Genomic DNA, 26,134 nt, shown 5'->3' with positions numbered 1-26,134 from the left:
CCTGAGGTCCGCCGCACCCGGCGTTGGCAGACTGGGAGCGTGAGCACTGATCCGACATCCTTGAACGACAGCCCCTTCCGGTCCGACCCCGGCGCACGTGACCACGCCCCGCAATTCGTGCTGCCCCTTGTCGTGCGGATCGAGCGGGCTGCTCCTCCGGCCCGTACAGATGCCCTGGAAACCGCCGCCCGCGCCGTGCTGGTGATCCTCAGTGACGAGCGGTCCGTCGGCGACGGTGAGTGGGCGCAGGCCATACGGGACTGGGAGGACGCCCGTATCCGCAAGGTCGTGCGGCGGGCTCGGGGGGCCGAGTGGCGGCGGGCGGAGGAGTTGCCGGGGATCACCGTCGCCGGCAGGTCGGCCGAGGTGCGGGTGTTTCCGCCGGTGCCCCTGGACGGGTGGCCCAAGGAGCTGGCGAAGCTGCAGGTGTCGGGGACCCATCTCGAGGATCCGGTGCCGGCCGGGGACGCCGATCCGTCGGCGCCCGTGCTCTGGGTGAATCCCCATCTCGACATGTCGGCCGGCAAGGCGATGGCGCAGGCGGGGCATGCGGCACAGCTCGCCTGGTGGGAGTTGTCGGACGAGGAGCGGGGTGCCTGGCGCGAGGCGGGGTTCCCACTGGCCGTGCGGACGGCGGATCCTGGGCGCTGGCGTGAACTGACCGCCGGTGGGCTGCCGTTGGTGCGTGACGCCGGGTTCACGGAGATCGCGCCCGGGACGACCTTCGCCGTCGAGGGGCATCACCGTGTGGGATCGCTGCCGTCGCAGGTACGACGACCCCTGACCTACCGCTGAGCCGGCTGCGCGGAGCCGGCGCGAGGTCCGCTCAGGCGGCGGCCGGCCGCTCCGTACACGCGCTCCACGGGAAGCCTGACGACCAGGCGCCGTTCGGCGACCATGGCGTTGCGGAAGCCTCCCCAGTCGGGGTGCTCGCCCCGGAACCCCCGGAAGACCTCGACGAGTTCGTCGGCGACCGCGTCGTGCGGGTCCGTCGTGATGGGCGTCAGTTCCGCCTGGGCCTCGGCGATCATGTAGGCGTAGCCGTTGGGACTGGTGACGAAGAAGCTGGCGCGCGGATCGCGGCGCAGGTTGCGGGTCTTGGCGCGGTTGTAGGTGACCATGAGCCGGATGAGGCGCGCCGCCGGGTCGTAGGCGTAACCGACGTTCGACAACTGAGGGCGGCCGTCACGCTTGAGGGTCACGAGCGTGCCGATCCGTTGCTGACCGAGCAGTTGGAACAGGGCGTCGTCACCGGCCTTGTGTGAGGGCTCTGTCATGCGGCGAGCGTACGGGAGCGAGCGGCTGTCCAGGTGGGAGACCGACGGGTCTGCGAGGGCATGGCTGAGCGGTGCCCTCGCCGCCGACGGGGGATGGAGGCGGCGGGGGCACCGCGGTACCGGGGGAAGGGGGTCAGGTGGTCGCCAGCGCCTCCGTGGGCGGCAGCCGGGCGGCGCGGACGGCGGGGTAGAAGCCGGCCAGGCCGCCGATGACGAGGGTCGCGCCGACGCCGCCCGCCATCGCCCAGGTCGGCACGACCGACGGCCAGCCCTGGTAGGCGGCGTATCCGGAGGTGACGGCGATGCCGAGGACTACGCCGCCCAGCCCGCCGAGCGCGGACAGCAGCAGGGCCTCGCACAGGAACTGCGTGCGGATCTGCCCGCGCGTCGCGCCGAGGGAACGGCGCAGGCCGATCTCGGAGCGGCGCTCCAGCACGGAGATGACCATCGTGTTGGCCACGCCCACCCCGCCGACGAGCAGGGCGACCGCGCCGAGCCCGAGGAGCAGACCGCTCAGCGTGTCGTCGGTGGCCTGCTTCGCCTCCAGGGCGTCCGAGGGCCGCGACACGTTGGCCTCGCTGGGGTTCTCCGGGTTGGCCGTGGGTCCGAGGACGGACTGGACGTCGGTCACGGCCGATTCCTCGGTGCGGGTGTAGACGGTCGTCGGGTAACCGTCGAAGCCCAGTTCCTCCTCCGCGACCGGCCAGCCGACCAGCGCGGCGGAGTCCAGCTCGGGCACCAGGTCGTTGGGCGCGAGCAGGCCCACGACGGTGAACCACTGGTCGCCGAGCCACACCCGGGTGTCGGGGCCGGCCCGGAAGACCCCGAGTTGCTCGGCGGCCTTGGGGCCGAGGACGACGGCGGGGTACCGCGCGTTGGCGGCGTTCAGCCAGCGGCCGTCGACGACCTCGACGCCCGCGCTGCGCGGCAGGTCCGTGCGGGCCGCGGACACCGTGAGCCCGCCGGTCTCCTGCTTGGGGACATGGTCGTTGCGGTAGACCTTGGCGTCGGTCCTGCCGATGGCGGACACCGCCGTGACTCCGTCGATGTTGGCGATCATGTCGACGGACTCGTCCGGCAGATGGGCGGTGCCACCCGTGAACGACTGGCCCGCGGTGACCGTGAGCAGATTGGTGCCCAGCGCCGCGAGCCGCCGGTCGAGGTCCTCCGTGCTCGAGGTGGAGATGCCGACCACGCCGACCATGGCGGCGATGCCGATCGCGATGCCGAGCGCCGACAGGAACACCCGCAGCGGCCTCGACCGCAGCCCGGATCCGCCGACCCGCAGCACGTCGGCGGGGCCGAGCCGGGCGGGCTTGGGGCGGGGGCGCGCGGCGGTGCCCGGCCGGCCTTGCGGCGGGCGCTGAGTCGTCAGGCTCATCGCGTGGCCTCCTCGAGGACCGCGGTCGCGGGCGTTCCGGTGCGTTCGCCGGTGCGTCCGCCGGTGTGTCGGCGTGCGGTGTCGTACTCGATGCCGCCGTCCTTGATGCGCACCTCGCGCGGCAGGCAGGCGGCGATGTCCCGGTCGTGGGTGATCACGACGACCGTGGTGCCCGCCCGGTGCAGTTCATGGAGCAGGTCGAGCACCACGGCGCCGGAGCGCGAGTCGAGCGCGCCGGTGGGCTCGTCGGCGAGCAGCAGCGGCGGGTCGCCGAGCACCGCCCGGGCGATGGCCACCCGCTGCTTCTCGCCGCCGGAGAGCTGGTGCGGCTGGTGGTAGAGGCGATGGCCCAACCCCACCCTGCGCAGCGCGCGTTCGGCCAGCCGGCGCCGCTCGCCGCGGGAACGGCCGCTGTAGAGCAGGCCGTCCGCGACGGAGTCCAGCGCCGGTACGCCGGGCGCGAGATGGAACTGCTGGAAGACGAACCCGATCGTCTGGGCGCGCAGTGCGGACAGCTCCCGGTCGGAGAGGCGGTCCACGTCGTATCCGTCGATCCGGACGGTGCCAGCGGAGGGTCTGTCGAGGGTGCCCATGATGTTGAGCATCGTGGACTTGCCGGAGCCGGACGGGCCCACGACGGCGAGCAGTTCGCCGCGGTGGATGACGAGGTCGGCGTCCTTCAGCGCACGGACGTCGCCGTACGTCTTGGAGACCCCGGTGAGTTCGACGACCGGGCCCGGTGTCCCGGTCACCTGGGCACCCCCACGACCGTGCCGTCGGTGAGGCCCTTGCCGGAGATCTCGACCATGCTGTCCGCGAACATGCCGACCTCGACCGGGGTGCGCCGCACCTCGCCGTCGGGCCGGACGACGTCCACGGCGTAGCCTCCGCCCTGGCGCGCCACCAGGGCGTTGATGGGCACCACGAGGACGTTCTCATGGGTCTCCGCCTTGAGGGAGACGTCGACGGAGGCGGCCTGGTAGCTGCCGAGCTTCTTCTGCTCGGCCACCTTCAACTCGACGGGCAGCGTGGCCTTGTCGTCGCCGCCGGAGCTGCCGTTGCCCGAGCCCCCGCCGGAGGCCCCGGCGTCCTGGCCGGTGGTCGGTGTGCCGACCTCGGTGACCTCGGCCTGCACGGTGGTGTCGTCGGGCAGGGTGACCGTGGCCTTGGTGCCCTTGTGGACCAGGTCCTCGTACTGCGCGTCGAGGTCGACGCTCACGACGCGCTCGGTGCCGGTCCAGGTCAGCACGGCACCGCTCAGCGGCGCCCCGGGCACCGCCCGCACGTCGGCGACGCGCCGGGCACCTTCGGCGATCACGGCGTCGCCGGGCCGTACCGTGCCGGTCTCCTCGCGGCCCAGGTCGTCCTGCCAGTCGCGTACGGCGTCTGCCGTGCCGGAGGTGTACTCGTCGTCGACGGTGAAGCCCGTGTAGCCGAGCGCGGCGAGGTTCTTCTCCAGCATGCGCACGTCCGCGCCCTCGCTGCCCTCCTGCAACTGCCGGTAGAAGGGGATCGAGCCGTAAAGGAGCGGGACCTTCTGCTCGGCGACCCGGTAGACGGCATCGCCCCGTTCGATGACGTCGCCCTCGGCGGGCACCCACGTGACGACTCCCCGCCACCGCCCTGCGGGCCGGACGGAGCCTGTACGGCCGACACGTCGCCATGGCCGAGGGTGCCGTCCACGGTCTCGCTGCGGGTGAGCGTCGTGCGCTTCACCTCGGCGGTGCTCGGCGGGGCGGCGGGCGCGGCTACGTCCGTACCACCGCCGTCGCCGCCGAGGACACCGGCGCTCGCGGCCCCGGCTCCGGCGACCACCGCGATCGCGAGAACGACGATTCCGGCGGTGCGCAGGGGGCGGCGCCGGCGGGTGGGCGGATGGGCCGCGGCGTCGTCACCGTCCGTCCGTGCGAGTGCGGTGTCCGGTGCGGCGGTGTCGAGGTCCTTCCCGAGGCGGGTGCCCGCGTCCGGCGTGGTCGTGGCCCTCGGCTCCAGGTCCCCGGCGGTCGACGGCGACACCTGGGCCGGCTTGTGCAGTTCCAGCGACGCCGAGGAGTTCGGGGCGCCGTCGGCGGTCGGGGGGCCGTCGACGGCCGGGGGGCCCGGTGGGTCGGAGGTGTCGCCGGACGTGTGCGGCACCTCGGTGTCCGCGTCGTGTTCCCGCTCTCGGGTCTCGTCGGGTGCGGTCACTGGCCACCGCCCGAGCCGGTGAGACCACCGCCGGGCCACTTGTCCTGGCAGGCCATCCTCGCCTTCTGGAACTCCTCGCCGCCGGGGTTGATGCCGCTGCCCCCGAAGTCGATGCTCATGTTGCCGCCGTTGATCTCCGGGTCGGGGAGGTTCGGCAGGCCGTTCTCCCGCATGCACTTCGCCCAGGCGGCGACCTTCGTGGAGTCGAGCGCGCCGCCGCCTCCCCCGCCGCCGCCGACCTGGCCCTGGGGCATCTTGTCGCGGCAGGCCTGTAACGCCTGCTGGAATTCCGCCGAGTTGGGGTCGATGCCGCTGTCGGGGCTGAGCGCCAGACCGCCGCCGGGCTCCGGGTCGGGGAAGGCGGCCACGCCGTTGTCCCGCATGCACTTCGAGAAGGCCAGGGCCTGGTCCTCGGGGCTGGTCGGTGAAGCCTCGGCGCCGCCGGACGCCTTCGCCTCGTTCGTCGACGAGCCCTCGTCGGAGCAGCCGGCCAGGAGGGCGCCGGTGAGCAGCGCGGATATCGCGAGCAGGGTGGAAGCGGTTCGCTTGTGAGTAGTGGGCATGGGGCCAAGTTCTACGCGGGCGGCGGTCACAGCGCGGACACAACAAACGTCTCGGATACAGGCTCCTGGCGCAGACGTGCACATCGACAGGGCCGACGCCGGGCGTCATCGCCGTCTGCGGGCGGTCGCGCCGGGGCCGGCGGGCCTGACGGGGCCGGCGCGGGCGTCCGGGGGTGCGGTGGTGCGGTGGTGCGGTGGCAGAACCTCGCCACGGTATGCACCAGGCGAGCAACCTTGCCGGCCAGGACTGCGTTTATTCGCCCCCGCCGCCCCTACCCGTCCCATCCGTGAAGGGGCTCCGCCCCTTCCACCCCGCCAGGGGGCTCCGCCCCCTGGACCACCGTCGGCCCCGAAAGGGCCTCGTCCTCAAACGCCGGACGGGCTGAAATACCCGGACCGGCGTCGACAAGGCTCGGCCTCCCCTGACCCCGGCCGGGTCGACGGCGCCGGACCTTCGACGCCGCTCCCGGTCATGGCCGTCCTCCGCGGTCAGCGGTCCGTGCCGTCGGCCCGTTCGTCGGACAGCTCCCCCACCCCGGCGATGCCCCGCTCCAGCAGGTCCACGAGGGTGTGCCTGCTCTTGCCGCGGGTCTCCGGGCCCGGGCCGCCCGGGCCGCCGCCGTCCGGTTCGGCGAGGTCGTACAGGGCGGCCAGCACCCCGGCGAGCTCTTCCTGGAGCCGGGTGAGGACGTCGGCGACCGCCGCGGCGTTGGACTCCACGATGTCGCCCCACAGCCGCGAGTCGCCGCGGGCGATCCGGGTGACGTCGCGCAGCCCCTGCCCCGCGAGGCGAGCCGCCGGCACCGGACCGTCCCGCAGCCGCGCCGCCATCAGGCTGGCCAGCAGGTGCGGGGCGTGGGAGGTCAGGGCGACGGCGTCGTCGTGCGCGCGGGCCCGCATCACACGGGGTACGCCGCCGCACAGCGCGATCAGCCCCAGGGCCCGGTCGAAGGCGGGTTTGGTGGTGAACCGCGTGGGGGTGAGCACCCAGGGACGGTCCCGGAACAGCTCCGCGCGGGCCGCGAGGGGGCCGGACCGCTCGCGGCCGGCCATGGGGTGGCCGCCGACGTAGGAGGACGGATCGGGGGCGGTGGAGAGGATCTCGCGTTCGGGGCGGGCCTTCACACTCGCCACGTCGGTGTAGCTCCGGGCGAGGCCCTGTGCCTGCACCTGCGCGAGAACCGGCGCGATCTGACTGGGTGGCACCGCGAGGACCGCCAGATCGACGGGGTGGGGAGGGGTTTCGGCCCGACCGGCGCCGCGGGCCGCCGCGGTGTGCAGGGCGGACTCGTCCCGGTCCGCGAGGTAGACGGTCACGCGGTGTCTGCTCGCCGCGAGCGCCACGGAGGTGCCGATGAGGCCGGTGCCGACGACTGCCAGCGTGCGGATGGTCACGGCGCACCACTCGGGAGGGTCTCCCCCGCGCCTTCGTGCTCGGCCGTCCCGGCGCCTTCGCGCTCGGCCGTCCCCACGCCTCCGTGCTCGGCCGTCCTCACACCTTCGCGCTCGGCCGTCCCCACGCCTCCGCGCTCGGCCAGCCCCACACCTTCGCGCTCGGCCAGCCCCACACCTTCGTGCTCAGCCGCCTCCACACCTCCGTGCTCAACCGCCCCCACACCTCCGCACTCGGCAAGCCGCTCCCCGATCAGCGCGGCGAGGCGGTCCAGCCCCTCCTCGATCCGGTCGGGGGTCAACGTGCTGATGGACAGGCGCAGTTGCCGGTGGCCGGCGGTGGAGCCGTAGAAGTGGTGCATGGGTGTGAAGAGAACGCCGTGCCGCCGGGCCGCGTGGGCGAGCAGGTCGTCGTCGACGGTGAACGGGACGGTGAGCACGACGAAGAAGCCGCCCGTCGGCGCGTTCCAGGAGATGTCGGTGTGCCCGCCGAAGCGCCGGTCGAGGCCGTCGAGGACCTGGCGCAGGTTGCGGTGGTAGACCTCCGCCTCCCGGCGGTTGGCCTGGGCCATGCTGCAGCCGTGGGCGAGCAGTTTGCCGCCGACGACCGCCTGGGCGATGGGCGCCGTGTTGACCGTGAGCATGCTCTTGATCTTCGACAGCTCGTCGGCGAGCAGCGAGTCGCCGGACGCTCCGCTCACCCGCTGCCCGGCCACGGCGTAGCCCACGCGGGCGCCCGGCATGCCGGTCTTGGCGAACGACCCCAGGTAGACGACGCGTTCGTGCCGGTCGAGCGCCTTCAGGGTGGGAAGTCGCTCGACGGCGCTGTTCAGCAGTCCGTAGGCGTTGTCCTCCAGGAGCAACAGGTCCTCGGCAGCGGCAAGTTCGAGGAGCCGGTGGCGGTCGGCGAGCGACATGCTCACTCCGACCGGGTTGGCGAAGTCGGGTGTGACATAGCAGGCGCGGACGCGGTGGCCCGCGGCGCGCGCCTCGCGCAGCCGGTCGGCGAGGTCGTCGAGGTCGATGCCGTCCGGGCCGGTCCGCACGGGCAGGACGGGCAGGTCGGCGAGGAGCGCGGCCCCGGTCAGGCCGACGTAGGTCGGGCTCGGCGCGAGCAGCAGGTCCCGGTCGCTCGCCCGCAGCGCGCGCAGGACCAGGAACATCGCCTCCTGGCAGCCGACGGTGACGACCACGGACGCCGGGTCGGCGTCGATGCCCTCGTCCGCGGCGAGGCTGCGCGCCACGAGGTCGGAGATGATCCCTTTGGTGTCGCCGTACTGAAAAAGCGTACGGGCGACCTCCGTTTCGCTCATTCCTCGTTCGGTGCTCAGATACCGGCAGAAGATCCGCAGGTATTCGTGGAGCAGGGACACGTCGTAGAAGCCCTCGTAGGGGCGGCCCGCCGCGAAGGAGATCGCGTTCGGATAGGTGCCCGCGACCTCGTTGAGCAGGGTCATGGACTCCATCGACGCATCGCCGAGCGAGGCGTGCAGGGTGGCCGCGGACAACTCGGCCCGGACGATCTCGGATTTCAGGACTTCCATCACCTGAGTCCTTCGTCGGGAATTTTTGACAGATGCGGTAATCGGCCGACCTCCGTACGATCGGGGCCGCATCAGCAGTATTCGACCTCGCCGTCCGGCGGTAAAGGCGCCCACGGAAATGGAACAGCCAAGTCCGCGTGGCGTATTCGGGCGGCGGTCCGAGGAATTTGAATCCGCACCCTCTCCGCGTACGAGGACTCTCATGACGGATTTACTGACCGATCTCGCCATCGATTACGTCGAGTTGTATGTCGACGACCTCGACCGGGCGGTGTCCGCCTGGGTCGACGGCTATGCCTTCACCGTCGTCGGCACCGGCTCCTTCGCCGGCCACCGCGGTATCGCCCTGCGCCAGGGACGCACGACCCTCGTGCTCACCACGGCGACCTCGGCACAGCACCCCGCGTCCGCGTACGTCGCCACGCACGGCGACGGAGTCGCCGACATCGCCCTGCGCACCGCCGACGTGTCCGCGGCCTTCGCCGCGGCGGTGGCGGGCGGAGCGCAGCCGGTGCGCCGGCCCACCCGGCACAAGGGCGACGGGCCGCGCGTCACGGCCGCCGTCTCGGGGTTCGGCGACGTGGTGCACACGCTCGTGCAACGCGCCCCCGGTGAAGGCCCGGGGCTGCCGGCCGGGTTCGTGCCGGTCCCGGGCGCACCGGACACGTCCGGGGGCGAAGTGGGGCTCCTGGACGTCGACCACCTCGCCGTGTGCCTCGACGCGGGCGACCTCGACACGACGGCCCGGTTCTACCAACGGACCCTCGGCTTCCGCGAGATCTACCAGGAGCGCATCGTCGTCGGCGCCCAGGCGATGGAGTCCAAGGTCGTGCAGAGCGCCGTGTCCGAGGCGGTCACCCTGACGCTCATCGAGCCCGACCCCGAGGCGCAGCCGGGGCAGATCGACGAGTTCCTGAAGAGCCATCACGGGCCAGGCGTCCAGCACCTGGCGTTCTCCAGCGACGATGCCGTCCGCTCGGTGCGGGCGCTCGCGGCGCGCGGCGTCACGTTCCTCAGCACTCCGGGGACGTACTACGACCTGCTGGCCGAGCGGATCGGTCTCAAGGCGCACACGCTCGAGGACCTGCGGACGACGAACCTCCTGGTCGACGAGGACCACGGCGGCCAGCTGTTCCAGGTCTTCACCGCGTCCACGCACCCGCGCCGCACCCTCTTCCACGAGGTCATCGAGCGTCAAGGAGCGCAGACCTTCGGCAGCTCCAACATCAAGGCCCTGTACGAGGCCGTGGAGCTGGAACGGGCGGGACGGCGTGCCGCCCACTGACCGGGGCGGAGCGGGCGAGGCACGGCGGCCGGGGACGTTCCGCGCCCTCGACGCGGCGCCCGGTCCGCGGGAGTGGCACGACCTGGACGACGTCGAGCGGGCCGCGGCGGCCGTACTTCCCCGCGAGGTGTGGGACTTCCTCGCCGGCGGCAGTGGCCGCGAGCTGACCCTCGCGGCCAACCGCGCGGCCTTCGACCGGGTCTTCGTCACGTCACGGGTGCTGCGGGACGTCTCCGGGTGCACGACGGACACGACGCTGCTCGGGCGGCCGGCGCGGATGCCGGTGGTGGTCGCGCCGGTCGCCTACCAGCGCCTGCTGCACCCCGACGGGGAGTCGGCGACCGGCCGGGCCGCCCGGGACGCGGGCGTGCCCTTCACGGTCGCGACGCTGAGCAGCGTGCCCGTGGAGGAGGTGACGGCGGCCGGGGGGCGGGTCTGGTTCCAGCTGTACTGGCTGCGCGAGCACGGCCGCTCCCTGGACCTGGCCCGGCGTGCCGAGGACGCGGGCTGCGAGGCGCTGGTGCTCACCGTGGACGTGCCATGGATGGGGCGCCGCCCGCGCGATGTGCGCAACCGGTTCGCCCTGCCCGGCCATGTGCGCGCCGCGCATCTGGCCTCCGGCGCGCCCTCGACGGCCCACCGGAGCGCCGGGGACGGTTCCGCGGTGGCCGCGCACACGGCGGAGGCGTTCTCCCCCGGGCTGACCTGGCGTTGCGTGGAGGAAGTGCGGTCGGCGACACGGCTTCCGATCATCCTGAAAGGGATCCTCGCGCCGGACGACGCGCTGCGGGCGGCCCGTCTCGGTGTCGACGCCGTGGTGGTGTCCAACCACGGCGGGCGCCAGCTCGACGGCGCGCTGCCCGGTGTCGAGGCGCTGCCCGCGGTGGCCGATGCGGTCGGGGGATCCTGCGAGGTGCTGGTGGACGGCGGGGTCCGCAGCGGCACGGACGTGCTCAAGGCGCTGGCCCTGGGCGCGTCGGGGGTGCTGGTGGGCCGGCCGCCGGTGTGGGGGCTCGCCGTGGACGGTGAGGCCGGGGTGCGGCGGGTGCTCGACCTGCTGGCCGAGGAGCTGCGCGACGCGCTGGGGCTCGCCGGCTGTGCGTCGGCGGCGGGTGCTCGGGAGCTGCGGGCGGTGCGGCTGCCGTGAGTCAGCACGTCATCCGTGGTCAGTGCGTCATCATCGGTGATCAGTACGTCATCATCCGTGGTCAGCACGTCATCCGCGGTCAGTACATCATCCGCGGGTCGGTGTAGTGCTTGAACTCCAGGAGGTTGCCGGTCGGGTCCACCAGGACCAGCGTGCGGTGTTCCTCCACGGTTCCCTGGAACCGGGACCGCACATCCTGGAAGACCGGCACCTTCCGCACCTCGACCAGGCGCAGCACCGCGTCGAAGTCGGCGGATTCCTTGAACGTCACGCCGAAATGCCGTGGATAGAGCTGCGGGCGGGCCGGGACCGGTTCGTCCGGTGAGTAATGGCAGACGAGTTGGTCACCGAAGAAGTCGAATGTCACGCGGTCGGCATAGCGGCGGGCGATCGGACAGCCGAGCAGCTGATTGTAGAACCGCGCGGCGGCGTCCAGATCGTGGGCCGGCACGGCGATGTGAAAGGCGTCTGCGGAATTCCTCACGGGTTCACCCCCAATTCCTCGGTGTCCAGCAGCGTGTCGGCGCGCAGGCCGAGCCGCAGGGTTTCCACGGCGATCACGTCGGACAGGGCGATGTTGCCGAGATTGACGTCGCTGCCGACCCGTTTCACGAAATAGGTCTGCAGCGTCTTCGTCGGCGCCTCGAAGATGAGCAGATCCGTGGGCACACCGGCGTCGAGTACGTCCTCGACGAGTCCGAACCGCAGCTCTCCGTCGGCCCGGCAGATGCCGCTGGTTCCGCTCTCGCGCGCCTCCAGGATCACCGAGCGTGCCCCGGCGTCCAGGTCGCGCCGTATCCCGGCGATCCACTGGCTCGGCGCGAACAACTCGGAGCGGTGCGGGTCCTTGAACCCCACTTCGGAGATCACCTCGAAGTCCGCTGCGAGCCGGGTGATGAACCGGGACTTGTCCTCGGGGGCGAGGTCGATGGTGCCGTCGGACACCTCCACGCGGTCGCAGCCGTGTTCCAGACACAGGCCGCGGTAGTCCTCGAACCGGCCCCGCAGCGCGTACTTCTCGAACAGGGTGCCGCCGAACATGTAGGAGATGCCGTGCTCGCGCAGCACCTCCGTCTTGTGTTTGATGCCCGCGGTGACGAGCGCCGTTCCCCAGCCGAACTTGACCAGGTCGATGAGGTCTCCGGCGCTCTCCACGACGTCCTCGAACCAGCGCAGCGGTGCCCCTGGGTCGATGACCATCGTCCGCCCGCGGGTGCGGGGCTTGGGCTCGCGCACCGGCAGCTCCAGCGGACGGTGGGCGGTCGTCGGGGTGAGGGCCTGCGCGGTGAACGGCTGCGGTGTGAAGGACTGCGGCATGACCTGCCAACTCCCTTGTCTGGTCAGTGACTTATCGGGATCGGAGTTCCGCCGCGAGCCGGCTCTTGTGGACCTTGCCCAGAGCGGTGCGCGGCAGGGCCTCGACCACGTGGATCTCCTGCGGCAGCTTGTACGGGGCGAGTCGGCCGACGAGGAAGGAGACGAGGTCGGCGCGGTCCGGGTCGTCCGCCACGATCCACGCGGCGACGCGCTGCCCGAGCCGGTCGTCGGGCACGCCGACCACCGCCGCCTCCACCACGGCCGGGTGGGCGAGGAGCGCGTCCTCGACCTCGCCCGCGCCGACCCGGTAGCCGCCGCTCTTGATCAGGTCGGTGTCCTTGCGGCCGAGCAGCCGCAGCGATCCGTCCGGCAGCCACTCGCCGAGGTCTCCGGTGCCGAACCAGCCGTCGTCGTCGACCGCGGGGCCGCGCCCCAGATAGCCGGAGAACAGCCCGCTGCCGCGCACCTGGACCTCGCCGCCGGCGCCCGCCCCGCCGACCTGGTCCGCGTCGTCCGCGTCGTCCAGCCGCACCTGCATCCCCGGGACCGGGTGTCCCACCGAGCCCACCGGCAGGTCCGTGCGCAGGTCCGCCGGGCGCGGGGAGGCGATGACGAGGGTCTCCGTCATGGCGTACCGGTTGAGGATCCGGTGCCCGGAGAGCCGCAGGACGCGCTCGGCGACCGCGCGGGGCAGCCGGTCCGCTCCCGACACCAGCAGCCGTGCCGGACGCAGGTCCGTCAGGTCGGCCGCGCCCATGGACCCCCACAGGGCCGGCACGCCGAAGTAGATCGTGGCGTGCGGTACGGGGGTGAGGTAGCGGCCGGTGTGCACGAGCGGGGAGCCGATGCGCAGGGGCCCGAGGCCGCCGAAGACAAGGCCGTGCACGTGGGACAGCGGGAGCGCATGGGCGAGTACGTCGTCCGGGGTCCACTGCCAGAGTGCGGCGAGGGCGTCGAGGCTCGCGGCGATCGCGCGGCGCGATACGACGACGCCCTTGGGCGGTCCGGTGGAACCGGAGGTGTACAGGATGAGCGCGGGTGTCTCGTCGGGGGGCGGTTCGGGTGGCAGCGCCGCGCGGCCGGTGAGGGCGGGCTCGTCCAGGACGAGGTCGACCCGGGCGTCACGCAGGATGTGCGCGCGTTCGTGGGCGCCGGCCGCCGGGTGCAGCGGGACCGCGGTGGCCCCGGCCGTCAGGACGCCGGCGACGGCGACGACGGTCGCGACACTCGGGTGTGCCACGACCGCCACTCTGTCGGCGCCGGCCACGGACCGGGCGAGCGCGCCGACGGCGCCCGTGAGTTCGTCTCCTTCGAGGTGCTGCCCGGCGACGTCGATACGGGCCCGGCCCTCGCGCAGCGCCGGCAGCAGTCCCGGGGTGCCCTCGCCCGCCATGTCTTGCGCCCGCACGGCCGGGGCCTACTCGGTGGGGCCGGTGACGAGCGCCGCGACGGCCGCGACGAACTCACCGAAGGTCGGGTTCTCCCAGATGTCGCGCACGCCGCCCAGTTCCACCTGGTACGTCTGCTCGATCGTGGTCATCACGTGCAGGGCCGCCAGCGAATGGCCGCCGAGGGCGAAGAAGTCGTCCTCGTCGGCCACTTCGGGCACCTGTAAGGCCTCGCACCACAGGGGCGCCACGACGTCCCGTACGGCCGTCAGGGTCGCCGCCTGCGTACCCGCGGCTCCTCGCTCCATCACTCCTCCTCCAGGTCGTGGCCCGGCCGACCGGGCTCGTGCAGGGTGATCGCGCCGGACGGGCAGCGGTCCGCGGCCGCCCGCACCGCCGGCACCAGGCCGGCCCGGGGTGCGGGGTCGACGAGCAGGACCCTGCCGTCCCGGTCCGACTGGTCGAAGACGGCGGGGACATGGGCCAGGCACATGCCGGAGCCGACACACCGGTTGCGGTCGACCTCGACGCGCGGCCCCGCCGTTCGGGTCCCCGTCTCGCTCATGTCCCTCATCTCCTCTCACCAGGTGACCGGCAGGCGGTCCACGCCGTGGGCGAGCGCGTGCACCCGGAACGGGACCGTGGCCGCGGGCTCGGCGAGCCGCAGCCCCGGGAAGCGCCCGAACAGAGCCGGGTAGCCGACGCCGAGCAGCATGCGGGCGAGGGGCGCGCCCAGGCAGTGGTGGATGCCGTGCCCGAAGGTGACGTGGGCGGTGGGCTCCCGGGCGATGTCGAAGCGGTCGGGCTCGGACAGCAGGGCGGGGTCCCGGTTGGCCATCGGCAGGGAGCACAGGACGTACTCGCCTTCCTTGATGAGCTGTCCGCCGACGGTGACGTCCTCGCGGGCGATCCGGGGAGTCGGCGCGTGCGGCACCGTGAGATGGCGGAGCAGTTCGTCGACCGCGCGGTCCACCGCGCCGGGGTCGTCGCGGACGGCCGCCAGCTGGCCGGGGTGTTCGAGCAGCAGCAGCGTCCCGAGGCCCAGCATGCCGGAGAGGTTGTCGAGGCTCGCGAGCACCAGCAGGACGCACACGCCCCGCAGTTCCTTGTCGGTGACGTCGTCGCCGTGCTCGCGCACCAGCATGCCGAGGAAGCCGTCGTCGGGGTCGCGGCGCTGCCGTGCCACCATCGCGGCGACGTACCGGGAGAGGAGTTCGCCCACCGCCGCCCGCCGGCCGCGTCCCTGGCCGGCGGCGAGGAAGCCGTGGGCACGGCGCAGGAACTCGTCGCGGTCGTCGCGCGGCACGCCGATGAGCTCGCACAGCACTGCGCCGGGCACGGGCAGAGCGAACGCCGGCACCAGGTCGGCGGGCGGGCCGGCCGCTGCGATGGCGTCGAGGCGTTCACCGACGATCGTGTCGATGCGGGGCCGGAGCCTGCGGATCCTGCGGAGGGTGAACTCCGGGGTGAGGATCTGCCGCAGCCGGGTGTGCTCGGGCGGGTCGTAGTCCATGAGTTGGCCCACCATCGGGTCGGGCCGGACACCGGCGTCCCGGCCGGAAGCGGTCCTCGACCCGAAGCGGCGGCGCGTGGAGAAGCGCACGTGGTCGCCGAGGACCTGCCGGACCTCGGCGTAGCCGGTGACCAGCCACACGGACTTCCCGTCGGTGCCCGGCCCGACCTCGACCCGTACGACGGGGCCGCGGGCGGCGAGGTCGCGCAGGGCGGCGGCCGGGGCGTACCGGTCCCGGCGCGCGTAGACGAGCTGGGGCTCGGCCGGTGTGTCCGCGCGGGGTGTGGCTGCCTGGGACATGGCTCCTCCTGCCAGGTGACGGGGCTACCAGGTGACGGGCAGTGTTTCCACGCCGTACGGGGCCTGTGGCCGGAACTGGATCTCCTCCGGGGGGACGGCCAGGTGCAGCGCGGGGAAGCGGCGCAGCACCGCCGGATAGGCGCTGCGCAGTTCCATCCGGACGAGGGACGCGCCGATGCAGTAGTGGATGCCGTGGCCCAGCGCCACGTGCGAGGCGGCGTCCCGGGTGATGTCGAGGCCGTCCGCGGTGCCCTCCGGGGTGCCGCGGTTGGCCGCGATCAGGGAACAGGCCACCCGGTCACCGGCCTTGATCACCTGGTCGCCGAGGGTGACGTCCTCGCGGGCGGTGCGGGGCGTGGCGGTCGGGATCACCGAGAGGTAGCGGATGAGCTCCTCCACCGCGCGGTCGGTCAACTCCGGCCGCGTGCGGAGCAGTTCGAGCTGCGCCGGGTGTTCCAGGAGGGCGAGGATGCCGAGTCCCAGCATCGCCGCCACGTTCTCGACCCCCGAGCCCATGACGAACGCGCCGAGCCCGACGAGTTCCTCGTCGCTGACCTCCGCGCCGTGCTCGCGCACCACCCTGCCGAGGAGGTCGTCGCCGGGATCGCGGCGTTTGCGCGCCACGAGCCGGGCCATGTACGCCAGGTAGGCGCCGCCCGCGGTCACCTGGGTGCGCCGGCCCCGGAAGGCGGGGCGGCCCACCTTGAGCAGCCGCGCCAGGTCGGCCCGGTCGTCGCGCGGCACGCCGAACAGCTCGCACATCACCAGGCCGGGCACGGACCAGGCGACGTGGCGCATGAAGTCGGCGGGCCGCCCGGCCTTCTCCAGGGAGTCCAGGCAGTCCTCCACGATCCGGTCCACGGCGGGTTCGAGGCCCCGCATCCGCCGGACGGTGAACTCGGGGGCGAGCAGTTGCCGCAGCCGGGTGTGCTCGGGCGGGTCGTACTGCACGAGGTTGCCCACCTGCGCGGGCCGCGCGCTGTCGCCGGGCAGCTGGGTGCTGAACCGTTCCGTGTCGCCCAGGACCGCGCGCACCTCGTCGTGCCCGGTGACGAGCCAGCCGGTGCCGGCCGACGGGTCGTCGGTGAGGCCGGTCCGGGTCAGCGGCGCCCGCGCGCTCAGCCGGGTGAGCTCGGGCAGGGGGTCGAGACGGTCGCGCCGGTTGTGCATCGAGAGGTCGGTCGGCCGCGCCATGCCCGCACCCCCTCACTCGCCCGCGCCGTCGGCGGTGCGCGCCGCCCGGCCCGTCTCCCGCCAGAACATGCCGTCCGCGGACGGCACCAGGCCCCCGCTGAACAGGGGCGCCTCCGGTTCGGCGTCGGCGCCGAGCAGGGCGCGCATCTGGACCTGGCCGCTCTCCTGCATCACCTCGCGCACGACCGACGACTTCATCAGCGGCACCATGCTGTCGTCGGCGTCGCCGGCGAGCGTGCCGACCGCGTCGGCGAACTCCGCGGAGCCCGCCGCAAGGCGCTTGGCGACGACGTCGGCGTCGGTGAGGACCTGGTCGCCCGAGGAGACCCCGCCGATGAGTTCGACGAAGGACTGCAGCTCGGGCCGGTTGGTCCGGGTGACCTTCTTGGCCTGCCAGAAGTAGGAGCTCTCGTCGTGGTGCATCTCGTAGAAGGACAGCAGGAACTCGTAGAAGACGCCGTACTCACGCCGGTAGCGGGCCTCGAACTCCCGCATGGCGCGGGGTTCGTCGACCAGTCCGGCGAGCACGCTGTTGATGGAGCGGGCCGCGAGCAGCGCGCTGTACGTCGCGAGGTGGACGCCGGAGGAGAACACCGGGTCGACGAAGCAGGCGGCGTCGCCGACCAGCACCATGCCGGGGCGGGAGAACGTCGTGTGGTGGTACGAGTAGTCCTTGCGGACCCGCAGTTCGCCGTACGGTCCGGTCGTCACCCGCCGGGCGTCCGAGAGGTACTCCGCGATGAGCGGGCACTCGTCGACCAGTGCCAGGAGCGCCTTGTGCCGGTCGCCCTGGATCTTCTCCGCCATCTCGCGGCGTACGACCGCGCCGACACTGGTCAGGGTGTCGCTGAGCGGGATGTACCAGAACCAGCCGCTCGGGAACGCGACGGAGAGGATGTTGCCGGAGTTGGGTTCGGGCAGCCGCTTGCCGCCCTCGAAGTAGCCGTACAGGGCGAGGCTGCGGAAGAACTCCGAGTACTCGCGCGTGCCGCCCACCCGCTGGTACACGCGGCTCTTGTTGCCCGAGGCGTCCACGACGAACGCGGCGAGTGCCCGGCGTTCGGCTCCGTCGGCGTCGGTGTAGCGCACGCCGCGCACCCGCTCGTCGTCGGCGACGACGTCGACGACGGCGCAGCCCTCGCGGACGTCGGCGCCCACGCGGCGGGCGTTGTTCAGCAGGATCTCGTCGAAGCGGGATCGCTCCACCTGGTACGCGTAGGACGTCGGCCCCGACATGCGCGGGGAGACGGAGAAGGAGAAGGTCCACGGCTCCGGGTTGGAGCCCCAGCGGAAGGTGCCGCCGCGCTTGCGCGGGAAGCCCGCCTTGGCCAGCTCTTCCGCGACCCCGGTCATCCGGCACACGCCGTGCACGGTGGACGGCAGCAGCGACTCGCCGATCTGGTGGCGGGGGAAGGACTCCTTCTCCAGGACCAGCACCCGGTGTCCCTGCATGGCCACCAGCGCGGCCAGGGTCGATCCGGCGGGCCCTCCGCCGACGACCACGACGTCGAATTCCTCGGATTCCGGCAAGGTCATCCCCCTTCAGGTTTGTTGGCGTTTTCCCGCACCGGGGATTGCCCCGTCCCGGCCGTGGAATTCCGACTGCTTGTGCGAGTCTCGTAATGACCGTGCTCGACCGTCAAGCGTGTCCATTTATGGCGAGACCGCTCGACGAGCGAAATCAGCGGCCCGGTGAGGAACGTGGTCACCAATGCCATCAGCACGAGGATGGTGAAGAGTTCCTCGCCGATGATCCCGGCGTTCAACGCGACGTTGAGGACGATCAGTTCCGTCAGGCCGCGGGTGTTCACCAGTGCGGCGACGAGCGCCGACGCGTGCCGGTCCATGCCGCTGACGCGTGCCGCGCCGTAGGCGGGCAGGACTTTGGCCAGGACGGCCACCGCGAGGACCAGGGCCAGCAGGGCGCCGCCGTCGCCGTCGACGGAGCCGATGTTGAAGGACAGGCCCGTCGTCACGAAGAACAGCGGCAGCAGCAGGCCGGCGCTCTCCTCCATGGGCCTGAGCACGTCGGCGTCGGGCACGCCGTCCCTGCGGGGCATCGCGATGCCGGCGAGCAGGCCGCCGAACACGGCGTGCAGGCCGAGTTCCGCGGTGGCCCAGCCACAGCCGAGGGCGAGTGCCAGGGCGAGCGTGCGCTGGTTGGCCTGCAGCGTGCCCGACCGTTCCAGCCACCGCGCCAGCAGCGGCCGTACGACGAGGAAGAGCGCCGCCACGAACACCGCGCTCAGCAGCAGCGTCATCGGCCAGGCGAGCCGGGTCGCGTGCCCGGTGCCGACCAGTGCGACGGCGAGCACCAGCCATGCCACCACGTCCATGAGTCCGGCGGCGGCGGTGGCCACGCTGCCCGCCGGGGTGCCCGCCAGGCCGCGCTCACGGACGATCGCGGCGAGCACGGGCAGCGCGGTGACGGACAGGGCGACCGCCATGAACAGCACGAACGACCGGCCGGCCGCGCCGTCCGGCCGGACCGCGGCGAAGAGCCCCGGGAAGCCTCCCGCCAGCCCGGCCCCGAGGCCCGCCGGGACCAGGAACGCGCACAGCGCCACCGTCGCCGAGGCTCTGCCGCCCCGGCGCAGCTGCCGTGGATCCATCTCGTAGCCCACCACGAACATGAAGAGCACGATGGCAACCTGGGACAGAACGGTGAGGTACGGCAGGACCTCCGGCGGGAAGAGACGGTCGGTCAGGTCGCCGGGCAGCCGCCCGAGGAGGGTGGGCCCGAGGGCGATCCCGGCGACGATCTGCCCGATGACCACGGGCTGCCCCAAACGGCGTGCCAGGCCGCCGAGGAGCCGCGAGGCGACGAGGATGAGAGCGACGTCGCCGATGGCGACGGCCGCTATGGACTCCGTGTCCATCCGCGCTCAGCGCATTTCCTCGACCAGGCTCTTGGGGCGCATGTCCGTCCAGTTCTCCTCGATGAACTCCAGGCATTCCTGGCGGGTGGACTCGCCGTGCGCGACGGTCCAGCCCTCGGGTATTTCCGCGAAATTCGGCCAGAGCGAGTACTGACCCTCGTCGTTCACCAGGACGACGAATGTGCCGTTCTCGTTGTCGAAGGGATTGGTCATTTTCCTCAGTCCTTCCTGAGTTTTTCCGTGACGATGCGCACGATCTGTGCCAAGGGCGTGGGCTGCAGCATGTCGTAGTGGTTGACGGCGATCTCGTGCGACTCGATCCGTCCGCCGACGAAGGGCCGCCAGGCGGCGGCCGCGTCCGTCACCGGCAGGTCCGCGGGCCGGTCCGCGGTGGCGACGAAGAGCAGCAGGTCGCCGCCGAAGGTCCGCGGGGTGTGGTCGGGCGTGAAGCCGGCCATGTTCCGCAGCACCTTCTCCAGGTTGGCGAGGGACTGCTCGCTCAGACCGGTCGAGCGGTAGAGGTCGGCGATGCCGCCCTCGTCCTGCCGCAGCACGGCGTACCCGTCCTCCGGTCCGCCTTCCTCGTCGCGCATCCGGGACCGGGCGGAGCTGCTGGGGTAGGCGTCGAGCAGGGCCAGCAGCGCCACCTCTTCGCCCAGCTCCTCCAGCCGGGCCGCCACGGCCTGGGCGAGGGTGCCGCCGATGGACCAGCCGAGCAACTGGTAGGGGCCGGTGGGCTGTACGGCCCGGATCTCGTCCGCGTAGTCGGCGGCCATCTCCTCGATGCTGCCGGGCAGCGACTCGGGGCGGGCGAGGCCGCGGGCCTGGACGCCGTACACCGGTACGTCGCCGGGGAGGTACGGCAGGAGGGCCGCGTACCCCCAGCTCAGCCCCATGCCGGGGTGAATGCAGAACAGGGGCGGGCGCGTGCCTTCAGGGCGTAGCGGCAGCAGGACGTTCAGGTCGCCGCGTCCCGTCCCGGAACCCCGGCCCGCGCGTCCGCGTCGCGTGGCGGCGTCGGTGCCGGCCCGCAGGGTGAGCCCGCCCGTGGCATCCCGGCGCGCCCGGTGCCCGGTGCGGAACATCCGCTCGCCCGGAGCGCCGAAGGGACTGGCGACGAATCGCTCACCGGTCGCGCCCGTGCGGCCGAGGTAACCGCGGGCGAGTGAGGCACCCGCCAGGTACAGGTCGCCGAGGGCGCCGGGGGGCACCGGGCGCAGGAAGTCGTCCAGCACGTAGGCACGGGTGTTGGCCACCTGGCGTCCCGTGGGGGTCTGATCGCCGGAATCCTCGCCTGTCGTGGCCGTTCCCGTTCCGCTCTCGTGCTCCAGCCACAGGCCACCCAACTCCGCGGCGGCCTGTCCGGCGCCGAGCGGTGTCGTCTGTGCCGTTCCCAGGGTCACCTGGCCTCCCGAGCACAGCGTCGCGAGCAGCGGTGTCAGGAGGTCGGAGGCCGGGGCGCTGCTGTCCAGCCGCAGCAGGTCCGCCTCCGATGCGGTCCGCGCTCGGTACGCCAGTTGGTTGACGAGGGCGCGATGGGAGACCACCGCTGCGGCACCGGGGTGCGTCGCGCTGTCGAGCACCACGGCGGGGTGGTCCGGGCGCAGGAGCCGTTCGGCGCCGCCGTAACTACCTTGGTGGGAAGGGAAGTCGAGTTCGTCCGAGGGCGGCCGGTCCTCGTCCGTCCCGCCCGTCACCGGGTCGTCCATCAGTACGACGGGGACGCCCGCGTCCTCCGGTACGGGTCCCGCGGCGTCGCACAGCAGGGCGGCGGGCCGGTTGCGGTCGTCGCCGTCCCACGGCCGGGTCGGGTCGGCGAAGCGGCAGGCGGCACCCGACTTCAGGACTCCGAGCAGAGCGATCACCAGCATGAGGGTGGGCGGTATCGCCACGACGACGATGCGCTCGGGTCCCGCGCCGGCCGCCACCAGACGCCGGGCCACCTCGTCGGAGAGGGCGTCCAGCGTCTCGTACGTCATGGACGCCTCGTACATGCCGGGGATCCGCTGGTCGAGGACGGCCACGGCGGCCGGGGTGCGCGCGGCCTGCGCGGCGAACAGCTCCACCGTGGTGGCCTCGGGCAGCGGCGCCGCCGTCGCGTTGCCGAGGTCCACCGCCCGTCGGCGCTCGTCCTCGTCCAGGAAGACGTCCAGCCCGCTCAGCCGCACCTGCGGGTCGGCGGCGGCCTGTGCCAGGACGCGGGTGAGCCGGTGCGCGAGCGCCGTGACGGTGGGTTCGTCGAACAGGTCGGTGGCGTAGCGGACCTGGCCGTCGATGCCGCCGAAGTCGCCGTCGGCGAGATAGCGTTCCGCGAGATCGAGGGAGAGGTCGGTCTCGGTGGGCCGTGGGCCCGTCTCCAGGCGGACGGTGCGCAGACCGGGCAGCTCCCAGGGGTCCCAGGCGTCGGCGATGTCGTCCCGGACGTCGAGCATGACCTGGAAGACCGGGTGGCGGGCCAGCGAGGGCGGCAGGCCGAGCACGTCCACCAGCCGCTCGAACGGCACGTCCCGGTGCGCGGCCGCCTCCTGGTACGTCTCCCGGGCCCGGGCGAGCAGATCCGTGAAGGTGGGGTCGCCCGAGGCGTCGGCGCGCAGGGCGAGGGGGCCGGCGAAGGGGCCGACGACCCCTTCGAGGGCCGGGTCGTCGCGGCGGGGGATCAGCGTGCCGACGGTGATGTCGTCGCCGGCGCCGAGCCGCGCGAGCAGGGCCATGAGCGCGGCGTGCAGCACGGTGAACGGCGTGGCGCCGGCGGATTCGGCCAGGTCGGCGAGGCGGGCGTGCAGGTCGGCGTCGAGGCGCAGCGGGACGGCACCCGTCCGATGGGAGGCGATCTGCGGGCGCGGGCGGTCGGCGGGCAGCGGGAGTTCGGCGTCGATGCCGGCGAGGGTGTTCTTCCAGTAGTCGAGCTGGTCGCCGGCCAGGCTCTCCCTTGCCTGCTCGCCCTGGAGCAGATCCCGCTCCCATCGGGCGTAGTCGGCGAACTGCGCGGGCAGGGGGGCCCGTTCGGGCACGCGGCCCTCACGGCGGGCGGTGTAGGCGGTGGCCAGGTCGCGCAGCAGGACGTCCACGGAGGCCTCGTCGGCCGCGATCCGGTGCACGACGAGGAGCAGCACATGGTCGGTTTCCGACAGGGCGAACAGGTGCCGGGTCCAGGGGAGGTGGCGGGAGAGGTCGAAGGGGCGGCGCGTGCGTTCGGCGAGGACCCCGGTCAACTCCTCCTCGTCGACCGGTTCCTCGGCCAGGTCCGTGGCGAAGCCGGCGCCGCCCGGTGTCAGGGCTTCCTCGACGGTCAGGGTGCGCTGGTGCAGGTCCGCGCTCCGGATGCCCGGGAAGATCGTGCGCAGGACGGCGTGGCGGGCCGCGAGGTCCGTCAGGGCCGAGCGCAGCGCCTGCTTGTCGAGTTCGCCTGTGAGCCGCAGGGCCACCGGGATGCGGTCCACGCCCGCCTCGTCGTCCAGCGCGGACGTCAGCCAGGTCTGCAGCTGGCCTGCGGTGACGGGCACGTCCGCCCCGTCCGCGTCTGGTCCGGCGGCGCCGAGGACGGGGCGGGCCCGGGTGGCGAGGAGGCGGGCGACCCCGGCGGGGGTGGGCGAGCCGAAGAACTGCCGGATGGGCAGTTCGGCGTCGAACTCCTCCCGGATCCGGCCCGCGAGACGCATGGCGAGGCCGGAGTCCCCGCCCAGCTCGAAGAAGTTGTCCTCAGAGCCCACGCGTTCCAGGTCGAGCACCTCGGCGAAGAGACGGCAGAGCCGCTCCTCGGCCGCCGTGCGCGGTCCGCGTCCGGTGGTGCGGGCGGCGAAGTCCGGGGCGGGCAGGGCCTTGCGGTCGACCTTGCCGTTGCGGGTCACCGGAAGGGCGCCCAGGGCGAGGACGGCGGCCGGAACCATGTAGTCGGGCAGGCGCCTGGCGACGTACTCACGTATCGCGTCGGGATCCACGGTCTCCGCGGCGGCCGGGACGACATAGCCGACGAGGCGCCGCCCGCCGGGACCGTCGTCGCGGGCGACGGCCACGGCCTGGGCGACGGCCGGATGTGCGGTCAGGGCGGCCTCGATCTCGCCGAGTTCCACGCGGAAGCCCCGGATCTTCACCTGCGCGTCCGCGCGGCCCCCGAACTCCAGCTCGCCGTCGTCCGTCCAGCGGGCCAAGTCGCCCGTGCGGTACATCCGTTCGCCGGGCCGGAACGGGCACGCCACGAACCGCTCCGCGGTCCGCCCGGGTGCGTCCCAGTAGCCGTGGGCCAGTGCCGCGCCCGCCAGGTACAGCTCGCCGGTCGCCCCGGGCGGCACCGGCTGCAGGAAGGCGTCGAGCACGTAGGCCCGGCGGCCGGGCAGCGGACGGCCCACCGGCAGCACGGCGAGGTCCTCGTCCCCGGGCCGCACAGCGTGCCAGGTGAAGCACAGGGTGGTCTCGGTGGGCCCGTACAGATGCCGTACCGCCACCTCCGGGCATGCGGCACGCACTCGCGCCACCGCGTCGACGGGCACCACGTCGCCGCCGGTCAGGACTTCCCGCAGCCCGGTGAAGCACCCGGGAGTCTCAGCGGCGAGCACCCGGAAGGTGCCGGCGGTGAGGTGCAGCGTCGTGACGCCGCCTGCCACGTACCGGCGCACCTCCTGGGCGTCGACCACACCGGGTCCGGCGACGACCACACGGGCACCCACGGTGAGCGGCACCCACGCCTCGAACAGGAAGGCGTCGAAGGCGTGCGGCGCGTGCAGCAGCACCGCGTCCTCCGGCCCGAGGCGCCAGCCGGGCTCGCCGACCAGCGCGGCCACGCTCCCGTGCGGGACCGCGACACCCTTGGGCTCACCGGTCGAGCCGGAGGTGTACATCACGTACGCCACCTCGTGCGCGGTGACGGGGAGGGCGGCCGGGGCGGCCCCCGGCTCGGGCACGCCGACCCGCACAGCCGGGTCGGCCCGGTGCGCGAGCACGCCATCCGGCACAGCCGGGTCGGCCCCGTCCACGAACACGCCATCCCGCACCACCGGGTCGTCGAGCGCCACGACGCCCGTCGCGCTCTCCGGGACCACGGCGCGTGTCGCGTCCGTGCACAGCACCGCCGTGGCTCCGCAGTCCGCGAGGACCGCTGCCACCCGCTCCGGCGGGTTCCCGGGATCCACCGGCACCTGAACGGCGCCGGCCCGCCACAGGGCCAGCAGCGCCACCACCACGTCCGCGGACCGTTCCAGCACCACCGCGACGCGGTCGCCCCGGGCCACGCCCACGTCCGCCAGATACGCCGCGAGCCGTCCCGCGAATGCCCACAACTCGCCGTAGGTCAGGGTCTGTTCCTCTGCCACGAGCGCCACGGCGTCCGGGGCGGCGGCGACGCGCTCGGCGATCAGCTCGGGCACCGTGCGGAACGGCGTCACGCCGGGCTCGGCACTTTCGCCGGGCGGTGCCGGTGCGGTGACCCGGATGCGGCCCACCGGCACGGCCGGGTCGGCCACCAGCTGCTCCAGGATCCCCACCAGGGAGGTGAGGAGGGACTCGGCGGCGGCCCGGTCGAAGAGGTCGGGCCGGTACTCGAGCCGGAACCGGGTGCGCTCGCCGGGCGCGACGACGAGGGTCAGCGGGTAGTGCGCCGCCTCGCGGGCGAAGCCCTCGGGCCGGATCACCGGGGTGTCGGGCGCGGCGGCGGCCCGGGCGGCGCGTCCGCCGGACTGCCGGGGAAAGTTCTCGTAGATCACGAGCGTGTCGAACGTCGCGCCCGGCCCGGCGAGTTGCTGCACCGCCGGCAGGCCGAGGTGCTGGTGGCTCATCAGCGCGGACTGCCGCTTCTGCAGGTCCCGCAGCAGGTCGGCGGCCGGCCGGTCGCCGTCGAGCTGTACCCGCACCGGCAGGGTGTTGATGAGCAGCCCCACCATCGTCTCCACGCCGGGCAGATCCGCGGGACGCCCGGCCGCCGTGGCGCCGAACACGACGTCCGTGCGCCCGGCCAGCCGGGCGAGGATCAGGGCCCACGCGCCCTGCACCACGGTGTTGACGGTCAGTTCACGGGTGCGGGCCAGCTCGGTCAGCGCGCCGGCGAGCGCGTCCGGCAGGTCGCGGTCGACGTGGTCGGGGAAGACGGGCCGACGGTCGGGGGCGACCGGCGCGACCAGGGTCGGCTCGTCGGCCCCGGCCAGTTCCTCCCGCCATGCGGTCCGGGCCGCTTCCTTGTCCTGCTTGCCCAGCCACAGCAGGTAGTCCCGGTACGACGTCGTACGGGGCAGCAGCGAGGCGTCGCCCCCGTTCGCGTACAGGGCGGCGAGTTCGCCGATGAGCACGGGTGCGGACCAGCCGTCCATGAGGATGTGGTGGCTGGTGATCACCAGGCGGTGGCGGTGCTCGGCGAGCCGGACGAGCAGGACCCGCAGCAGCGGCGCGGTCGCCAGGTCGAAACGCTCGGCGCGCTCGCGCTCGGCGAGGCGCTCCGCGGCGGCGCGGGCCTCCGGCTCGGGCAGGTGGGACACGTCCTCGGTGCGCCACGGCAAGGTCACGGTCCGCGCGATGACCTGCACCATCTGTGCTCCGCTGACCTGCCGGAAGCAGGCGCGCAACGCGGCGTGCCGGTCCAGCAGCGCCGCCCAGGACGCACGAAGGCGTGCTTCGTCCAGGGGCCCGTCGACGGCGAGAGCCGACTGCACGGTGTAGACGTCGGGCCCCTGGTCGTCGAAGGCGGCGTGGAAGAGCAGGCCTTCCTGCAGCGGCGACAGCGGCCACACGTCCTCGACTGCGGATCGGGTCATCGCTTCTCTCCTCGGCAGGGCGTGTCGGCA

At 73.1% G+C, this 26,134-nt stretch carries 21 protein-coding genes; 3 read left to right on the top strand and 18 right to left on the bottom strand.

Features of this window, described 5'->3' with window-relative positions; translation table 11 throughout:
* Positions 1–39 precede the first annotated feature (39 nt).
* The gene (locus ACQEV2_RS32640; RefSeq protein WP_433049540.1) at positions 40–795 is read left to right on the top strand and encodes a peptidyl-tRNA hydrolase; all 756 of its coding nucleotides are present in this window, start codon (positions 40–42) and stop codon (positions 793–795) included.
* Here the strand turns inward: ACQEV2_RS32640 and ACQEV2_RS32635 are convergent.
* The 7 genes from ACQEV2_RS32635 to ACQEV2_RS32605 all read right to left on the bottom strand — a co-directional run bounded on the left by ACQEV2_RS32635 (position 786) and on the right by ACQEV2_RS32605 (position 8,344).
* Positions 786–1,277 (bottom strand): PPOX class F420-dependent oxidoreductase, encoded by a 492-nt coding sequence (locus ACQEV2_RS32635; protein WP_433049537.1) that lies wholly within the window; start codon positions 1,275–1,277, stop codon positions 786–788. The two genes, ACQEV2_RS32640 and ACQEV2_RS32635, sit on opposite strands and share 10 nt — an antisense overlap.
* 133 nt (positions 1,278–1,410) lie before the next feature.
* Positions 1,411–2,658, bottom strand: a complete 1,248-nt coding sequence (locus ACQEV2_RS32630) for an ABC transporter permease (protein WP_433049534.1) — start codon at positions 2,656–2,658, stop codon at positions 1,411–1,413.
* Entirely contained in the window at positions 2,655–3,410 is a 756-nt protein-coding gene (locus tag ACQEV2_RS32625) for an ABC transporter ATP-binding protein (protein WP_433049531.1), read from the bottom strand. The genes ACQEV2_RS32630 and ACQEV2_RS32625 overlap by 4 nt, the downstream gene beginning before the upstream one ends.
* Entirely contained in the window at positions 3,407–4,255 is an 849-nt protein-coding gene (locus tag ACQEV2_RS32620) for a peptidoglycan-binding protein (RefSeq protein WP_433049528.1), read from the bottom strand. The genes ACQEV2_RS32625 and ACQEV2_RS32620 overlap by 4 nt, the downstream gene beginning before the upstream one ends.
* A gap of 586 nt (positions 4,256–4,841) precedes the next feature.
* Positions 4,842–5,408, bottom strand: coding sequence for a hypothetical protein (locus tag ACQEV2_RS32615; protein ID WP_433049525.1), 567 nt, complete (start codon positions 5,406–5,408; stop codon positions 4,842–4,844).
* Between the two features lie 489 nt (positions 5,409–5,897).
* Positions 5,898–6,803: a prephenate dehydrogenase gene (locus ACQEV2_RS32610; RefSeq protein ID WP_433049522.1), complete on the bottom strand. Its 906-nt coding sequence runs from the start codon at positions 6,801–6,803 to the stop codon at positions 5,898–5,900.
* Positions 6,800–8,344, bottom strand: a complete 1,545-nt coding sequence (locus ACQEV2_RS32605; RefSeq protein WP_433049519.1) for a PLP-dependent aminotransferase family protein — start codon at positions 8,342–8,344, stop codon at positions 6,800–6,802. Before ACQEV2_RS32605 ends, ACQEV2_RS32610 begins: the two co-directional genes overlap by 4 nt.
* A gap of 202 nt (positions 8,345–8,546) precedes the next feature.
* Between ACQEV2_RS32605 and hppD the strand changes: the two genes are divergently transcribed.
* Complete coding sequence (hppD, locus tag ACQEV2_RS32600) at positions 8,547–9,629, top strand: 4-hydroxyphenylpyruvate dioxygenase (RefSeq protein ID WP_433049516.1); 1,083 nt, start codon at positions 8,547–8,549, stop codon at positions 9,627–9,629.
* An 82-nt stretch (positions 9,630–9,711) separates the two neighbouring features.
* Positions 9,712–10,776: an alpha-hydroxy acid oxidase gene (locus ACQEV2_RS32595; RefSeq protein ID WP_433054934.1), complete on the top strand. Its 1,065-nt coding sequence runs from the start codon at positions 9,712–9,714 to the stop codon at positions 10,774–10,776.
* A gap of 79 nt (positions 10,777–10,855) precedes the next feature.
* Here ACQEV2_RS32595 and ACQEV2_RS32590 read toward each other — a convergent pair whose 3' ends face one another.
* Genes ACQEV2_RS32590 through ACQEV2_RS32540 form a run of 11 tightly spaced genes read right to left on the bottom strand, consistent with a single transcriptional unit; the run spans position 10,856 to position 26,104 of the window.
* Positions 10,856–11,260: a VOC family protein gene (locus ACQEV2_RS32590; RefSeq protein ID WP_433049513.1), complete on the bottom strand. Its 405-nt coding sequence runs from the start codon at positions 11,258–11,260 to the stop codon at positions 10,856–10,858.
* A complete protein-coding gene (locus tag ACQEV2_RS32585; RefSeq protein WP_433049510.1) occupies positions 11,257–12,093 on the bottom strand; it encodes a phosphosulfolactate synthase in 837 nt (278 codons plus the stop codon). The genes ACQEV2_RS32590 and ACQEV2_RS32585 overlap by 4 nt, the downstream gene beginning before the upstream one ends.
* Before the next feature lie 31 nt (positions 12,094–12,124).
* A complete protein-coding gene (locus tag ACQEV2_RS32580; protein WP_433049507.1) occupies positions 12,125–13,501 on the bottom strand; it encodes an AMP-binding protein in 1,377 nt (458 codons plus the stop codon).
* Positions 13,502–13,510: 9 nt separating this feature from the next.
* Positions 13,511–13,789 carry a phosphopantetheine-binding protein gene (locus ACQEV2_RS32575; protein WP_433049504.1) on the bottom strand — a complete coding sequence of 93 codons (279 nt, stop codon included), beginning with the start codon at positions 13,787–13,789 and terminating at the stop codon, positions 13,511–13,513.
* On the bottom strand, positions 13,789–14,046 hold the full coding sequence (locus ACQEV2_RS32570; protein ID WP_433049501.1) for a ferredoxin: 258 nt from the start codon (positions 14,044–14,046) through the stop codon (positions 13,789–13,791). Before ACQEV2_RS32570 ends, ACQEV2_RS32575 begins: the two co-directional genes overlap by 1 nt.
* 15 nt (positions 14,047–14,061) lie before the next feature.
* Entirely contained in the window at positions 14,062–15,294 is a 1,233-nt protein-coding gene (locus tag ACQEV2_RS32565; protein ID WP_433049498.1) for a cytochrome P450, read from the bottom strand.
* A gap of 24 nt (positions 15,295–15,318) precedes the next feature.
* The gene (locus tag ACQEV2_RS32560) at positions 15,319–16,488 is read right to left on the bottom strand and encodes a cytochrome P450 (RefSeq protein ID WP_433049495.1); all 1,170 of its coding nucleotides are present in this window, start codon (positions 16,486–16,488) and stop codon (positions 15,319–15,321) included.
* A gap of 12 nt (positions 16,489–16,500) precedes the next feature.
* Positions 16,501–18,024, bottom strand: coding sequence for a tryptophan 7-halogenase (locus ACQEV2_RS32555; protein ID WP_433049492.1), 1,524 nt, complete (start codon positions 18,022–18,024; stop codon positions 16,501–16,503).
* Positions 18,021–19,367 carry a cation:proton antiporter gene (locus ACQEV2_RS32550; protein ID WP_433049489.1) on the bottom strand — a complete coding sequence of 449 codons (1,347 nt, stop codon included), beginning with the start codon at positions 19,365–19,367 and terminating at the stop codon, positions 18,021–18,023. Before ACQEV2_RS32550 ends, ACQEV2_RS32555 begins: the two co-directional genes overlap by 4 nt.
* 6 nt (positions 19,368–19,373) lie before the next feature.
* Positions 19,374–19,580 (bottom strand): MbtH family protein, encoded by a 207-nt coding sequence (locus tag ACQEV2_RS32545; protein ID WP_433049486.1) that lies wholly within the window; start codon positions 19,578–19,580, stop codon positions 19,374–19,376.
* A 5-nt stretch (positions 19,581–19,585) separates the two neighbouring features.
* Positions 19,586–26,104, bottom strand: a complete 6,519-nt coding sequence (locus ACQEV2_RS32540; RefSeq protein ID WP_433049483.1) for an amino acid adenylation domain-containing protein — start codon at positions 26,102–26,104, stop codon at positions 19,586–19,588.
* Positions 26,105–26,134 lie beyond the last annotated feature (30 nt).

It is taken from the genome of Streptomyces sp. CA-251387 (assembly GCF_050936625.1).
In the GTDB taxonomy this organism is placed as follows: Bacteria; Actinomycetota; Actinomycetes; order Streptomycetales; family Streptomycetaceae; genus Streptomyces.
This window is presented reverse-complemented; position numbering and strand designations above follow the sequence as displayed.